The sequence below is a fragment of the Mesorhizobium sp. B4-1-1 genome (assembly GCF_006439375.1).
Lineage (GTDB): Bacteria > Pseudomonadota > Alphaproteobacteria > Rhizobiales > Rhizobiaceae > Mesorhizobium.
Map to the genome: position 1 here is coordinate 184,264 of NZ_VFTH01000001.1, position 15,442 is coordinate 199,705.

Genomic DNA, 15,442 nt, shown 5'->3' on the forward strand with positions numbered 1-15,442 from the left:
TAAAGCGCGTCGCCTGAATCCGTTTCAGAGGGACGCGCTTTAGAGAATGGGATGACAGGCATGGCAGTTGAGGCGTCGAGCAGCGATCTGGTGCAGGTGGTGGCGCTGCTCGCCGCGGGCGTCGTCGCCGTGCCGATCTTCAAGCGCATGGGGCTGGGCTCGATCCTCGGCTACCTTGCCGCGGGCGTGGTCATCGGTCCGTTCGGCCTGCGCATCTTTTCCGAATCGGAAGCGATCCTCCATGTCGCCGAGCTCGGCGTCGTCATGTTCCTGTTCATCATCGGCCTGGAGATGCAGCCGTCGCGGCTCTGGGGGCTGCGTCGCGAGATTTTCGGCCTGGGTGCCTTGCAGGTCGGCGTCTGCGCCGTGCTTCTGACCCTGGTCGGACTGGCCGGAGGCTTTCCCATCGCACAGTCCTTCGTCGCCGGCGCCGGCTTCGTGCTGACCTCGACGGCGATCGTCATGCAGTTGCTCGAGGAGCGCGGTGAGATCGCCACGCCGAAAGGCCAGCGTATCGTCTCCATCCTGCTGCTCGAAGACCTGACGATCGTGCCGCTGCTGGCACTGGTGGCGTTCCTCGCGCCCGGCGGCGCCGAAACCAGCCTTTCGGAGCGGCTGACCGAAGTCGGTATCGGCATCGCCGCGATCGTTGGACTGGTCGTGGCCGGCCGTTACCTGCTCAATCCGCTCTTCCGCATCCTGGCCGACGCCCGCGCCCGGGAAGTCATGACCGCCGCCGCGCTGCTTGTGGTGCTGGGATCGGCCCTGGCCATGCAGCTCTCCGGCCTGTCGATGGCGATGGGCGCCTTCCTCGCCGGCGTGCTGTTGTCGGAATCGACCTTCCGCCACCAGCTCGAAGCCGATATCGAGCCGTTCCGCGGCATCCTGCTCGGCCTGTTCTTCCTCGCCGTCGGCATGTCGCTCGACCTTGGCGTCGTCGCCCAGAACTGGCGGCTCGTCGCCGTCTATGTCGTCGCGTACATGGTCATGAAGGCGGTCGGCATCTACGCCGTCGCGCGCATTCTGAAAAGCAGCCACCGCGAGGCGCTCGAACGCGCCGTCTTCATGGCCCAGGGCGGCGAGTTCGCCTTCGTGCTTTACTCGTCCGCCGCCGCGGTCGGCATCATCGACGGCCAGGCCAACGCCACGCTCACCGCCATCGTCATCATCTCCATGGTGCTGACGCCCTTGGCGATCATAGCGCTGCGCTACCTGACCCCGCGCGACGAACAGTCCCTCGACGGCGTCGATATCGCCGACGGCCTCACCGGCAGCGTGCTGATCATCGGCTTCGGCCGCTTCGGCCAGATCGCCAGCCAGCCGCTTCTGCTGCGCGGGATGGACGTCTCGATCATCGACAACGAAGTGGAGATGATCCAGGCCGCGGCCGATTTCGGTTTCAAGGTCTATTACGGCGACGGCACGCGGCTGGACATCCTGCATGCGGCCGGCGCCGGGCGCGCCCGCGCGGTGCTGATCTGCGTCGACAAGCCGGACGCCGCCGTGCGCATCGCCCAGTTGATCAAGGCCGAATTCCCTCTGGTCACGATCCTGGCGCGCGCCTTCGATCGAGGCACGGCGCTGCAGCTCGTGCGGGCCGGCGTCGACTATCAGCTGCGCGAGACCTTCGAATCGGCGCTGGTCTTCGGCGGTTCCGCGCTGGAGGCGCTGGGCGTCGATCCGGAAGAAGTCGCCGAAGTCATCGAGGATGTGCGGCGGCGCGACGAAGCGCGCTTCGAGACGCAACTGGCCGAGGGCGTGCGCGCCGGCCAGCGTTTCCTCAAGGGCAATATCGGCACGCCGATCCCGACGCCGCTCACCCAGCCGCGCCGCGCCGGCCGGGCGTTGAACCAGGAAACGGCCGTCGTGCTGAACCAGGCAGAGACCAAGAACTGAGGGGCAACGCATGGCAGAGCTCGATCCGCGGGCGCTTTCCGTCACCAGATTCTGGCGCGATGCGGGCGGGGACGCCTGGTTCGAGAAGAACGACGCCTTCGACGCGGATTTCCACAGTCGCTTTCTGGAGCTGCATAGCGCCGCCGCGCGGCGCGAGTGCGACCATTGGAACACGCATGCCGAAGGGTCGCTGGCGCTGATGATCCTGCTCGACCAGTTCCCGCGCAACTGCTTCCGCGGCACCGGCCATATGTTCGCGACCGATCCGCTGGCGAGATACTTCGCCGACAAGGCAATCGCCGCAGGTCAGGACCTGGAACTGGAAGAACTGGTTCGCGTCTTTCTCTACCTGCCCTTCGAGCATTCCGAATTGCTGGCGGACCAGGAACGTTCGGTGGCGCTGACGGCCGCCAAGGCGCCCGAATACCTCAAATACGCCGAGGAGCATCTGGAGGTCATCCGTCGCTTCGGACGCTTCCCGCACCGCAACCGGATGCTTGGTCGCGCGACAACCGCCGAGGAGCAGGCATTTTTGGACGGCGGCGGTTTTTCCGGCTAACCAGCCGGGTTTTAGCCGAGCCACCATTCGCGGCCGGACGGCAGCCGCTCGATACCGGAAATATCGACGGCGCCGAGCCGCTCCGACACACTCCTGCCGGCGACCGAAAGCGCGGGCGCGATCTCGGCCAGCGGCGCCAGCACGAAAGCGCGCTCCAGCATGCGCGGATGCGGCACTTCGAGCCCGGTCTCATGGATCACCCGGTCGCCGAACACCAGGATGTCGATATCGATCAGGCGCGGCCCCCAGCGCTCCTCGCGCACGCGCTTCAACCGCCTCTCGACGTCGAGGCAAAGGTCGAGCAGCGCGCGCGGCGAGAGAGCCGTTTCGATCGCGGCGGCGGCATTGAGGAAATCCGGCTGGTCGAGCTTGCCCCAGGGCGGCGTGCGGTAAAGCGAGGAGACGGCGGTGACGCGCGTCGCGTCGTCGCCGTCCAATACGCGCAACGCCGCGCCCATGGACTTCGCCGGCTCGCCGAGGTTGCCGCCGAGACTGAGGTAGACAGCGCTATTCTGGCCAGACAACGGTCACCTCGACATAATCGAGCACGCCGGGCACCGGCGCGTTTGGTTTGCGCACGGTTATCTCGGCCTTCCTGATCTGCGAAAACCTGGCCGTCAGCGCCTTCGCGACCTCCAGCGCCAGCGCCTCGATCAGGAAGCGGCGATGTCCGGTCACGATCTTCTCGATGACCGCGAAGGCGACGCCGTAATTGACGGTATCCTCGATGGAATCCTCCGTCAGCGGACGGCTGGGCTCGACCGTCAGCTCGGCATCGACATAGAAACGCTGGCCAAGCGTCTCCTCCTCGTCCAGCACGCCGTGGCGGGCGAAGAAGGCGCAGTTCTTCATACGGATGACGTACATGATCAGTGTCCGGGAGGAAGCTCGGTTTCGCGTTGAAGCATAGCATCGGTCACCGCCAGCGCATCCACGTTGATTGCGACATCGTGGACGCGAAACAGGTCGGCTCCCTTCAAGCGCAGGATGACGCTGGTGGCAGCCGTGCCGGCTGCCCGTTCGGCGGGCTCGCGACCGGTCGCAGCGCCGATGAAGCGCTTGCGCGAGGTTCCGGCCATCAACGGGTAGCCGAGCGCCCGGAGCTCGGAAAATCGCGCCATCAGGTCGAGGTTTTCCTCCGCCTTTTCCTTGGCGAAGCCGAAGCCGGCATCGAGCACGATCTGGCCGTCGGCGACATTGCCGGCGCGCGCGATCTCCAGCGATCTGCGCAGGAAAAGGAACTGGTCCTCGATCACGTCGGCCAGCTTCTGCCGTTCGCGCCCGGTATGCATGATGACGAGCCCGGCGCCGGTCTCGGCGGCGACGCGCGCGATGCCAGGCTCACGCTGCAGGCCCCACACGTCGTTGACGATATGGGCGCCGGCGGCGAGCGCCCGCCGCGCCGTATCCTCGCGATAGGTGTCGACCGAAATCAGCGCCTCGCCGGAAGCCGCAAGCGCCGCGACGACCGGCAGCACGCGCGCCTGCTCTTCCTCGGCCGCGATCGGGGCGAAACCCGGCCGCGTCGACTCCCCGCCGACGTCGATGATCGCCGCGCCCTCCTTGACCATGCGGCGCGCCTGCTCCAGCGCTTTCTCAGGCGCTATGAACAGGCCGCCGTCCGAAAAACTGTCGGGCGTGACGTTCAGGATGCCGACGACGACCGCCTTCGGACCGAGGTCGAGATAGCGCCCATGCGCCAGCTGCCATCGCCTTGTCGTCATCATCCATCAACCATGCGTGATCCGCGCGAAATCAATTCCGTTGCGCTGGCGACGGCCCTAAAGCAAGGTGCGTGAAGAGGCAATATGATGAACCGATCCCTGCTCTGCGCCCTGATGCTCGCATTGACCGCCATGCCGGCGGGCGCGGCCAACCTGGTCAAGACCTACAGCTATTTCAGCGTCGGTGGCCGCACGCTCGACGATATCCAGAACCAGCTGTCGAGAAACGGCCCCGAGGTGAAGAGCACCGGCTCGCGGCATCCTGGCGCCACGCAGATGGCCTTCACCACCCGCATCAGCTACGCGCAGAGCGCAGGGTCCTGCCGCGTCGCCGACGCGGCCGTCACCGTGAAGGTCAAGGTGATCCTCCCCGAATGGCGGCGCCCGCGCAAAGCCGATCCCGACGTCAGGCTGTTCTGGGACACGCTGTCGGCCGACATCAAGCGGCATGAGGAGCGCCATGTCGAGATCGCCAAGAATCATGCGCGCGCGCTTGAAGATGCGCTGAAGGCCGCCCCCGTCCAGAAGACTTGCGAACAGGCGAAGGCGAAGGCCGCCGCGATCCAGGCAGCCGAGCTCGCCAGGCACGATCAGGACCAGTTGCGCTTCGACCGCGTCGAGAGCGTCAATTTCGAAAGCCGTATCCTTCGGCTGATGCGCTACCGCATGGAGCGCGTCGAAGCCGGCCAACTGCCACCGCCTTGACTTGAGAGCCAGCCCCATCCCGGGCCAATTTCGTCCAAGCATGGTGCCAGACTGGAAAAACTTTCGAGCGGCGGTCGAAATCGGCCTATATCGAACGACATATAGCGGGTTCGAAGCAGCCCCCGGGGCCTCGAACAGTGAAGAGAAATGACAGACGCCAGGCACGACGGGTCGGCCGCAGCCGTTTTGGCGCACTGAGCATCAGCCTTTGAAAGAATGACGCATGGACCAGACCGTCGAGAACCAGGCGATGGCGCCGAAAGCCGCGCCGGTGATGAGCGAGAGCGAGAAAAATGCCATCATCGGCGGCGTGCTGTTGTCGATGTTGCTGGCGGCCCTTGATCAGACCATCGTAGCTCCTGCCCTGCCGACGATCGCGCGCGCGCTCGGCCATGCCGAGTATCTGCCTTGGATCGTCACCGGCTATCTCTTGACCGCGACCGCGATGGCGCCGCTCTACGGCAAGATTTCCGACGTCTACGGACGCCGCCCCGTCATCTACGCCGCCATCCTCGTCTTCCTGCTCGGGTCGCTGGTCAGCGCGCTCGCGCCCAACATGCTGGTGCTGGTCATCGGCCGCGCCATCCAGGGCGCCGGCGGCGGCGGTCTCTTCGCTCTGGCCCAGACGGTCATCGGCGATCTCGTGCCGCCGCGCGAGCGAGCGCGCTATGCGGCCTGGATCTCCGGAACCTGGGCGGTCGCCAGCGTCGCCGGCCCGCTGCTCGGCGGCGTATTCGCCGAACATTTGCACTGGTCGCTGATTTTCTGGATCAACCTGCCGATCGGCTTCCTGGCCATGGCCATCATCAACAACCCGTTGAGGAAGCTGCCGATCGCGGCCAGGAATCACCGTATCGACGGCCTGGGCGCGGTGCTGCTGGTTATCGCCACGTCGCTGCTGCTCCTGGCGCTCAATTGGGGCGGCAGCGCTTATCCCTGGTTCTCCCGCGAAATCCTTGGGCTGGTCGCCTGCTCGGTCGTATTCTGGGCCTTCTTCGCGCTGAGGCTGCTGAGGGCGGCCGAGCCTTTGGTCTCGCTGGAAGTCTTGAGCAACCCAATCGTGCTCGCCGGCACGATATCGATGTTCCTGCTTCAGGCCGCCAATATCGGCGCGTCGGTATACCTGCCGGTCTATCTGCAATCGGTCGTCGGGCTTTCGGTCAGCGAATCCGGCACGGCGATGCTCGGCCTCTTGCTGGGCACGGTCGCCGGCGCGACTTTCAGCGGCCGCACCATCCCGCGCTTCGTCCACTACAAGCGCATCGCCATGATAGGCGTCAGCCTGGCCATCGTCAGCATTGGCGTGCTTAGTGCCATTGCGGAACACGCCTCGCTGCTCGAGGTGGAAATCCTGACCACTCTGATCGGCCTGGGCAGCGGCACGACATTCCCGGTCGCCACCGTCTCGGTCCAGAATGCCGTCGATCGCGCGCATCTGGGGGTCGCGACAGGCGTGCTGACCTTCCTGCGCACGCTGGGCGGCGCGCTGGGTGTCGCCTTGCTTGGCGCCGTCGCGCTCGGCTACGGCCTGCCGCTCTCCGCCGAGGGCTCGCAGACGCATATCCAGCTGGCATCGGCGTTGCCGTTCGCGATGATCTTCGTCGCCGCCGGCATCATGCTCGTTCTGGCGCTTGTCGTGCTCTTCCTGATGCCGGAAAAGGAACTGCGCGGCCGCGACGAGCACGCCGCGCCCGTGCTTGCGGAATAGGTGTTGAGATTCAGATGCTGCCGTTCGCAAGCCGGCGTCACCTGAATATCAATCCGCGCTTAGTCGTGAACGCCGAGCTTCTTCTGCAAACTGGTTGACGAGGTCGTATACTGGAAAACGATCCGCTCGCCCGGGCTGACGATGCGCTTGGCGGCCTGCGCCATCAGTGCCACCTCATGGAAGCCTGACAGGATCAGCTTGAGCTTGCCGGGATACCAGTTGATGTCGCCGACGGCGAAGATACCCGGGATCGACGTCTGAAACTTCTCGGTGTCCACCGGGATCAGGTTCTCGTGCAGGTTAAGGCCCCATTCGGCGATCGGCCCGAGCTTCATGGTGAGGCCGAAGAATGGCAGCATCCGGGTGCACGGCACCTCGACGTCGCCGTCCGGGCCACCCTTGATCGTCGCCGACGCAAGCTGGCCGTCGGCGCCGGCAAGGCCGCTGACCTGACCGACCAGGAATTCGAGCTGCTTCATTTCCTGCATGGCATACATCTTGTTGACGCTGTCGGGCGCGGCCCTGAATTCCGGACGGCGATGCACCAGCGTCACGCTTTTGGCGATCGGCTGCAGGTTGAGCGTCCAGTCGAGCGCCGAATCGCCGCCGCCGACGATGACCAGGTCATGGCCGCGGAATTCCTCCATGCGCCGGACGGAATAGAAGACGCTCTTGCCTTCATAGGCCTCGATGCCCGGAATGGGCGGACGCTTGGGCTGGAACGAGCCGCCGCCGGCGGCGATCACCACCACCTTGGCTTCGAACACCTCGCCTTCGTCGGTCGCGACGCGAAAGGTGCCGTCCTCGAGCTTTTCCAGGCTCGACACCATGCGATTGAAGGTGAAGTCCGGCTTGAACGGATGGACCTGCTCCATGAGCTTGTCGACCAGCCCTTGCGCGGAGATCGTCGGCCAGCCGGGAATGTCGTAGATCGGCTTTTCCGGATAGAGCTCTGCGCATTGCCCGCCGGGACGGTCGAGAATGTCGATCAGATGGCATTTCATGTCGAGCAGGCCGAGCTCGAACACGGCAAACAGGCCGACCGGCCCTGCCCCGACAATAAGAACGTCCGTTTTGATGGTATCGGTCATGCGCTGCGCCCCAATTGGGAATGCTGCGAGACTGCATGAGCTATCGTCCGCTGCCAAGCAGCCAGCGCGAAAGAATATTGGAAAGTCGGCTTTAACCCTGGCGTTCGGGGACCCGAACGATCAGCCCGTCCAGCGCGTCGCGCACCTTGATCTGGCAGGAGAGGCGCGAGTTCGGCTGGACGTCATAGGCAAAGTCCAGCATGTCCTCCTCCATCGCCTCCGGCTCGCCGACCTCTGCCGTCCATGCTTCGTCGACATAGACATGGCAGGTCGCGCAGGCACAGGCGCCGCCGCATTCGGCTTCAATGCCCGGAACCGCGTTGCGGATCGCGTTTTCCATGACCGTCGAGCCGTTTTCGGCTTCCACGTCAAATCGGGTCCCGTCATGGGCGATATATGTCAGCTTGGTCATTGAGTCACCTGAGGAGTCGCAGCCGAGATAATCACTCTACCGGACAAGTCAACTGCGGCGCGAAAGCGCCACGAAATGACGTTTTTCAGAAAGATAGCGCTAGAGCATGATGCCGAAAAGTGTGAAGCGGTTTTCGGGCGACGTCATGCTCTATCTCTTTGATCTGGAGACGGATTCAGATTTCAGGTCGATTCGACCTGAAATCATCCGGCTCTAGCGGCTGATGCCGGCGATGAAGTCGCGCACTTCCTCGATCAGCGTGCCGAGCCGCTTGAGCGCCCGGACGTCTTCCGGCTGCCTTTCGATGATCGCCGCGCAATCGGCCACCGCAAAGGCGCCGATGCCGCGCGCCGAGCCTTTCAGGCCATGCGCCAGAAGCACCCTTTGCCTGGCGTCGGCGTCCGCGATCTGGTCGCGGACGGACAGCGACTGGTGCACGAACAGCGCCAGCACTTCCCGTTCGAGGTCACGGTCGCCCATCGTCTGGCGCGCCAGATGGCCGAGGTCGACCGGTCGGGCTCCGGCCGTTCCGGAGGCATCTCCCCCCGGCATGGAAAACGCAATACCACTTTCGCCACGCATACGCACTGCAACTCCATCAAGCGGGCAGACGGGCCCACAAAAATAGGCGCTTCCGGTCGCCAACGGGTTAACGATTGCAGGGGAAAAATGTTGTCACGGAGGCAGCCGGATCACGTCTCCGTTAACCTTATATTTAAAGTTTTACGTATCGCCCGGAATGCATGTTTTCTTTACCCCTGTGTGTCATTACGATACGAAGGTCCATTTTTCAGCCTCCTGCTCGGGATAGACAAGCCAGAATCGGGCCAGAATCAGGCCAAAATCATAAGTCCCGCGGCAGCTAGTACAGGGTAGCGAAGGCATGGCTAAGAAACCAACGACGACCAAGTCTCTCGAGAATGACGTAGCCGCGGAACTGGAAAAGGCGCTTGACCTTGACCTTAACGGCGACGACGGCGGCCTCGATATGGCGGCGTCGATGGAGGATCTCGAAGCACAGATTTCAGCGGCGGCCGATGAACTGGCGCGCGAAGGCCGCAGCCAGAGGACGGAGCCGGCAAATAATCCCCAGCCTGCCGCCACCCAGCCTCCCAGGGCGCCCGCGGCCAAGCCGGCCGAGTTGCGCCCGGTCGAGCCGCGCAATGGGCAGCCGTCCGGCTTTACGCCTCCCGCCGGCTTCACGCCTGCCAACGACGACCGCCAGAAAGACTATAAGACGCTGCTGCACAGCCTCAACCGCCGTGCGTCGAGCACCGTCTACTGGGTGATCGCCTTTATCTCGCTGGCCTGGATCGCCGGCGCCGGCGGCCTGGCCAACCTGTTGTTCGGCCCCGGCATCTGGAAGATCCGCACCTTCGACCAGTTCTTCGCCCGTCCCGAACTAATCGGCCTGGCGGTTGCCGCGATCGTTCCGGTCATCCTGTTCTGGGCGTTCGCCGCCATGATCCGGCGCGCGCAGGAAATGCGCATCGCCGCGCAATCCATGACCGAGGTCGCCTTCCGCCTGGCGGAGCCCGAAAACCTCGCCCAGGACCGTGTCATGATGATTGGCCAGGCCGTTCGCCGCGAGGTGGCGGCCATGGGCGAAGGCATCGAGCGCACCCTGGCCCGCGCGGTCGAGCTCGAAACGCTTGTCCACGGCGAAGTCAGCCAGATCGAACGCTCCTATTCCGAGAACGAGGCCCGCATCCGTTCGCTGGTCGATGGTCTCGGCAGCGAGCGAGAGGCGGTTGTGACGCATGCCGAGCGGGTGCGCGCCTCTATTGCCAGCGCTCACGAGACGCTGCGCGACGAGATCGGCTCGGCCAGCGATATCATCCGTGACTCCATCCTTAATGCATCGACCAAGCTGTCGATGACGATCAACAATTCCGGCGACACGCTGATCGATCGCATCAATGAAAGCTCGACGTCGATCTTCGACTCCGTGGAATCGCGCCTGGACAACATCACGGACCGTCTTTCGACCTCCGGCGAGGCTTTCGCGAGTCTCCTCGACACCCGTATCGCCAAGCTGACCGACACCACGGACGGCCTGACGCGCTCGCTGACCGACCTGCTCGACGACCGCACCAATGGCATGGTCTCGCTGCTCGGCGGCGCGGCGCGCACCTTGAGCTCGGAGTTCGAGACGAGCCTCAGCGGCATCGAACGGACGCTTGCCGAACGCGGCCAGGCGCTGATCAGCGAATTCCAGACCCGCGCCGAGGCGCTCGACACCGGCACGCAGAAGCTCAATGCCGCCCTCGAAGCGCGCGCCCGCCAGATCAACGAGACGATGGTGGAGCGCGCGAAGGAAATCGCCCACGCCTTCGCGGAGAGCAAGGACACGCTGTCGGCGATGATCGATCAGGGCAAGACCCAGATCGGCGCCGATATGGCCGACATCATCTCGTCGACCTCCTCCATGCTCGAAGCCCGCGCCACCGACTTCGCCGGGCGCATGGAAGCGGCCCGGCATGTGGTGTCGCGCTCCTTCGATTCCGACATCCAGCGGCTGGCCAATGCCCGGGTCGGCATCGAGGAAGCGGTCGAGAACCACAGCCGCGCGCTCTCGGAGAGCCGCGAACGCATGGCCACCGCCATGCAGGCGGACATGGCGAAATTCGCCGAAGGCCGCGCGGCGATCGATTCCGCCGTCACCAACCAGGTGCAGAAGCTGGCGGAAGGCCGCGGCCTGATCTCGCGCGCGCTCGAAGAAGATCTGCGCAAGGTCAACGAGTCGCGCGCCGCTATCGATGCGTCGCTGGGCAGCCATCTGGAGCAGATCGAGGAAGGCCGCAATCGCCTGTCCCAGGCCTTGAACGAAGACTCCGGCAGGCTCGTCCAAGCCCGTACAATGATTGACGAAATGGTCGCCGGCCATGTCGGGAAACTGGCCGAGGGCCGCAACATCCTGGCGCGCGCCCTGGAGGCCGATCTCGGCAAGCTGCAGGACAGCCGCGCCTCGATCGACGGCATTGTCGCCGGTCAGGTCGAGAAGATCGCCGAAGGCCGCGCCGTGCTCGCCAAGGCGCTCGAAACCGACATCATCGGCATCAGGAACCTGATAGAGACGCACTCGAGCAAGCTCGCCGAGGACCGCAGCGAACTCAGCCGCGCGCTTGAAAACGATCTGAGCGGCATCCGCGGCCTGATCGACAGCCACGCCGGCAAGCTCGCCGACGACCGCGGCCTGCTTTCGCAGACGCTGGAAGCCGACCTCGCCAAGCTGGCCGAAAGCCGCGCCTCGATCGACGGTCTTGTCGCCGGCCAGGTCGAGAAGCTCGCCGAAGGCCGCGATATCCTAAAGCGCGCCCTGGAAGCAGACCTCAACACCATCAAGGGTGCCATTGCGGGACATTCGGACAAGGTGCTGGAGGATCGCTCGCAGCTGTCGAGGGCGCTCGAAGCCGACCTGCAGGCGGTCAGCGGCGCCATCGCCGATCACCAGGACAGGCTCGCGCAGGATCGCTCGACCTTGTCGAGGGCCTTGCAGGATGACCTCCAGAACGTCAGCGGCGCCATCGCCGACCATCAGAACAGGCTCGTCCAGGACCGTTCGGTGCTGTCGAAGTCGCTCGAAGACGATCTCGCCAAGCTGGCGGAGAGCCGTTCCAGCATCGACGGTCTGGTCGCGGGCCAGGTCGAGAAGCTTGCCGAGGGCCGCGATATCCTCAAGCGCGCGCTGGAAGCAGACCTCAACACCATCCAGGGTGCGATCGTCGATCATTCGCAGAAGATCACCGACCACCGCGCCGTGCTTTCGCGTGCGCTTGATGCCGATATGGCCAATGCCAGCGGCCTCATGCAGACCCATGCCGACCAGCTCTCACAAAACCGTGCGACGCTGTCCAAGGCGCTCGAGGACGATCTTGCCAAGCTCGCCGAGAGCCGTTCCAGCATCGACGGCCTGGTGTCCGGCCAGGTCGAGAAGCTCGCCGAGGGCCGCGACATCCTCAAGCGTGCTCTGGAGGCCGACCTTGCCAAGCTCGCCGAGAGCCGCGCCTCGATCGACGGCCTCGTCGCTGGCCAGGTCGAGAAGCTTTCGGAAGGCCGCGATATCCTCACCCGCGCGCTTGAAGCCGACCTCGCCAAGCTCGCCGAAAGCCGCGCTGGCATCGACGGCCTCGTCGCTGGCCAGGTCGAAAAGCTTGCGGAAGGCCGCGACGTGCTCACGCGCGCCCTTGAAGCCGACCTCGCCAAGCTTGCCGAAAGCCGCTCCGGCATTGACGGCCTCGTCGCCGGCCAGGTCGAAAAGCTGGCCGAGGGTCGCGATATCCTCAAGCGCGCCCTCGAAGCCGATCTTCAGAAGCTGACTGAAAGCCGCTCGGAGATCGACGACGTCATCGCCGGCCATGTCGGCAAGCTGTCCGAGGGCCGCAATATGCTGGCCAAGGCCCTGGAGGACGATCTCGTCAAGCTCGCCGATGCGCGCAAGGACGTCGATCGTTCGGTGTCCGGGCATATCGACCAGATCGCCGCCAGGAGCAGCGACATCTCGGCGGCGATTGCCGCCGACGTCGAGAAGATCGAGCAGGCCTTCAACCGGCAGACCGGTATCATCGAGGAGCGTGCCGGCACCATGGAGCGCGCGCTGTCGAACGGCGTCGACAATGTCCGCGGCGTGTTGGAAAAGACCGCCGTGTTCGTGGCGGGCGCGCTGCGCGACAAGGTCATGGAAGTCACCAGTGCCCTGCATGAGCAGGCCGGCGCCGCTTTCAGCGACGCGGACCGCAAGATCGCCGAACGCGCCGAGCAGACTTCCTCCGCGCTGCTCTCCAGGGCCGAGGATATCGCCCAGGCCTTCGAGGCGGCGGACCGTCGCCTGCATGAGCGCGCCCAGGATACGTCCAACATGCTGATGGCGCGCGCCGACGATGCGTCGAACGCGCTCATGGCCCGCGCCGAGGAAACCGCCGACAAGCTTGCCACCCGCGCCGGCGAGATCGCCAGCACCTTCGACACGGCCGATCAGAAGCTGGTTGCCCGCGCCGTCGAGACGGCGCAGTCGCTGGCCGCCCGCGCCGGCGACATTCTGCGCAACTTCGAAGGCGCCGACGAACGGCTGTCGATGCGCATCACGGAATCGGCCGAAGCGCTGGCCGCCCGCGCCTCCGATCTCGGCCGCATCTTCGACAGCGCCGACCAGCAGCTCATGTCGCGCATTGCCGAGGGTTCGGAAGCGCTTTCCGCCCGCGCAGGCGAAATCGGCCGCATCTTTGACGACGCCGACAACCGCCTGGTGTCGCGCATTGCTTCGACCAGCTCGACCATCGGCGAGCATGCCGACACGATCGTCGGCGCCTTCACCGCCACCGAGCAGCGTGTCGCAGACCGCGCTCGCCAGACCGGCCAGGAGCTTGCCGTGCATGCCCGCGAGATCGAGCAGGCGCTGGCCGGCGCCGACGAGCGGCTGGCCGCAAGCGCCTCCGCCGCGGCCGCCCGTGTCGAGGACCAGGTCGCGAGCGTGGAAAACCGCTTCGCCTATACCGCCGAGACCATGGGCCAGAAGCTCAACGAGCAGGTCTCCAGCGCCGAGGCCCAGCTCATCTCGCGCGCCAACGTCATCGCCGAGACCTTTACGGCGGTCGGCCAGCATATCGGTCAGAGCACCAACGAGGCCGCGCGCACGATCGGCGCCAACACCCGCGAGCTCAACACCATGCTGGCGGCGCGTTCGGCCGAGATGGCGAAAATCCTCGACGAGACGGCCAAGCCGCTGGTCGAGCGCTTCGCCCAGGGCGGCTCCGAACTGCAGCGCAGCATGGAAGAGGTCACCGAACGGGCGGCCGAGAAGCTGCGCAGCGAGAACACGAACCTCGTCAACGCGCTGGCCAGCCGCACGGCCGAGACCCTGTCGGCCGTCGAAGGCGCGCGTTCCTCGCTTGCCGACAGCGTGGCCGATCTCATCGGCCGCATGACGACCTCCAGCGCGCAGCTTGGCCAGTTGATCGAGCAGGCTGCCGTCAACCTCGGCCAGGTCGAGGAGCGGCTCTCCGGCAGCACGCAGAGCTTCGCCACGACCACGGAGAAGGCCGCCCAGACCTTCGCCAGCTCTGCGCGTCTCGTCGATTCCAACACGACGCGGCTCACCGATCTGTCCTCGGCAACGCTGCGTGAGGTGGCCTCGATCGCGACCAAGTTCGACGAGCACAGCCGCCTGCTCTCCAGCGCCTCTAACCTGCTCAGCTCTGCGCAAAGCAATCTTGAGCACACGCTGGAGCGTCAGTCCTCGCTGGAAGACCTCGCCGTCGGCTTGGTCAAGAAGTCCGAAGACCTCGAGAAGGTGATGCGTTCCTTCGAAAACCTCGTCGGCCAGACGATGCAGACCGCGGAGGGCCGCACGATGGAATCGGCGGAAAAGATCCGCACCGCCATCGCCGAGGTCGTCGATTCGGCGACGCGTCGCTTTGCCGACGCGACCGAGGAGATGCGCCGCACCGCGGGCTCGATCAAGAGCGAGCTCGACCTGACCCGCGCTGAGCTGAAGAAGGGCGTCATCGAGATGCCGGAAGAGGCCAAGGAATCGACCTCGGCCATCCGTCGCGCCGTCGCCGAGCAGATCAATGCGCTCAAGGAACTGTCGGATATCGTTGCGAAATCCGGCCGCAGCGGCAGCAGCGAACAGGGCGAACCGCGCGGTCTGCGGCCTGCCCCGCAGGCGCCGGCCCGCGCTGCCGAGCCGCCGCTGCGCCGCCCACCGGCCCCGCAGCCTCAGCCGCAGCCCACGGCTCGCGCCCCCCAGGCGCCGCTCGCCGAGACCACGCTGCGCGGCACGCTTGACCTCGAACGTCCTGCCGAGGCGCCGCGCCGCGACCCGAACAGCAAGACGCCGCAGGGCGGCTGGGTGCGTGACCTCCTGACCAACGCTTCGCGCGAGGAGGAGCTGCGGCCTGCAGCGCCGATGGAAGCGCCGCGCGCGACGCCTGCCCAGCGCTCACCGCTGCATGTCATGGAGTCGCTCAACTCGCTCTCCGTCGACATCGCCCGCGCCATCGACCATGACGCTTCGATCGAGCTCTGGAACCGCTACCGGCGCGGCGAGCGCGACGTCTTCACGCGCCGCCTCTACACGCTCAAGGGCCAGCAGACTTTTGACGAGATCCGTCGCAAGTACCAGGCAGAGGCGGAATTCCGCGCCGCGGTCGATCGCTACTGCGAGGATTTCGAGAAGCTGCTCAAGGATGTCTCGCGCAACGACCGCGACAACATCATGGCGCAGACCTATCTGACGTCCGACACCGGCAAGGTCTACACTATGCTGGCCCACGCCAGCGGCCGCCTGCACTGAAGCCGATCGGCGGACTGAAACAAAAAGGCGGGCCCCGGCCCGCCTTTTTTATG

The 15,442-nt window shown here is 65.4% G+C and carries 11 protein-coding genes; 5 read left to right on the forward strand and 6 right to left on the reverse strand.

Annotated features, from left to right (window positions below; translation table 11 throughout):
* Positions 1 to 60: 60 nt before the first annotated feature.
* A complete protein-coding gene (locus FJW10_RS00950) occupies positions 61 to 1,896 on the forward strand; it encodes a monovalent cation:proton antiporter-2 (CPA2) family protein (RefSeq protein ID WP_140830233.1) in 1,836 nt (611 codons plus the stop codon).
* 10 nt (positions 1,897 to 1,906) lie between these two features.
* Positions 1,907 to 2,455: a DUF924 family protein gene (locus FJW10_RS00955; protein ID WP_140897717.1), complete on the forward strand. Its 549-nt coding sequence runs from the start codon at positions 1,907 to 1,909 to the stop codon at positions 2,453 to 2,455.
* Between the two features lie 11 nt (positions 2,456 to 2,466).
* On the opposite strand, the gene folK is transcribed toward FJW10_RS00955, so the two are convergent.
* Genes folK through folP form a run of 3 tightly spaced genes read right to left on the reverse strand, consistent with a single transcriptional unit; the run spans position 2,467 to position 4,179 of the window.
* Entirely contained in the window at positions 2,467 to 2,979 is a 513-nt protein-coding gene (folK, locus tag FJW10_RS00960; protein WP_140897719.1) for a 2-amino-4-hydroxy-6-hydroxymethyldihydropteridine diphosphokinase, read from the reverse strand.
* Positions 2,963 to 3,322: a dihydroneopterin aldolase gene (folB, locus tag FJW10_RS00965; RefSeq protein ID WP_140642958.1), complete on the reverse strand. Its 360-nt coding sequence runs from the start codon at positions 3,320 to 3,322 to the stop codon at positions 2,963 to 2,965. Before folB ends, folK begins: the two co-directional genes overlap by 17 nt.
* A gap of 2 nt (positions 3,323 to 3,324) precedes the next feature.
* Positions 3,325 to 4,179 carry a dihydropteroate synthase gene (gene folP / locus FJW10_RS00970; protein ID WP_140897721.1) on the reverse strand — a complete coding sequence of 285 codons (855 nt, stop codon included), beginning with the start codon at positions 4,177 to 4,179 and terminating at the stop codon, positions 3,325 to 3,327.
* Between the two features lie 84 nt (positions 4,180 to 4,263).
* Here folP and FJW10_RS00975 point away from each other — a divergent pair, with 84 nt between their 5' ends.
* Positions 4,264 to 4,884: a DUF922 domain-containing protein gene (locus tag FJW10_RS00975; protein ID WP_140897723.1), complete on the forward strand. Its 621-nt coding sequence runs from the start codon at positions 4,264 to 4,266 to the stop codon at positions 4,882 to 4,884.
* A gap of 223 nt (positions 4,885 to 5,107) precedes the next feature.
* Positions 5,108 to 6,592 (forward strand): MDR family MFS transporter, encoded by a 1,485-nt coding sequence (locus FJW10_RS00980; RefSeq protein WP_140897725.1) that lies wholly within the window; start codon positions 5,108 to 5,110, stop codon positions 6,590 to 6,592.
* Between the two features lie 59 nt (positions 6,593 to 6,651).
* Here the strand turns inward: FJW10_RS00980 and FJW10_RS00985 are convergent, their stop codons facing one another.
* The 3 genes from FJW10_RS00985 to FJW10_RS00995 all read right to left on the reverse strand — a co-directional run bounded on the left by FJW10_RS00985 (position 6,652) and on the right by FJW10_RS00995 (position 8,677).
* Positions 6,652 to 7,683, reverse strand: coding sequence for an NAD(P)/FAD-dependent oxidoreductase (locus FJW10_RS00985; protein WP_140830245.1), 1,032 nt, complete (start codon positions 7,681 to 7,683; stop codon positions 6,652 to 6,654).
* Positions 7,684 to 7,774: 91 nt separating this feature from the next.
* Positions 7,775 to 8,095 (reverse strand): 2Fe-2S iron-sulfur cluster-binding protein, encoded by a 321-nt coding sequence (locus FJW10_RS00990; RefSeq protein WP_127253704.1) that lies wholly within the window; start codon positions 8,093 to 8,095, stop codon positions 7,775 to 7,777.
* Between the two features lie 213 nt (positions 8,096 to 8,308).
* Positions 8,309 to 8,677, reverse strand: coding sequence for an Hpt domain-containing protein (locus tag FJW10_RS00995; RefSeq protein ID WP_140708649.1), 369 nt, complete (start codon positions 8,675 to 8,677; stop codon positions 8,309 to 8,311).
* Between the two features lie 301 nt (positions 8,678 to 8,978).
* Between FJW10_RS00995 and FJW10_RS01000 the strand changes: the two genes are divergently transcribed.
* Positions 8,979 to 15,389 carry a kinesin gene (locus FJW10_RS01000; protein WP_140897727.1) on the forward strand — a complete coding sequence of 2,137 codons (6,411 nt, stop codon included), beginning with the start codon at positions 8,979 to 8,981 and terminating at the stop codon, positions 15,387 to 15,389.
* Positions 15,390 to 15,442 lie beyond the last annotated feature (53 nt).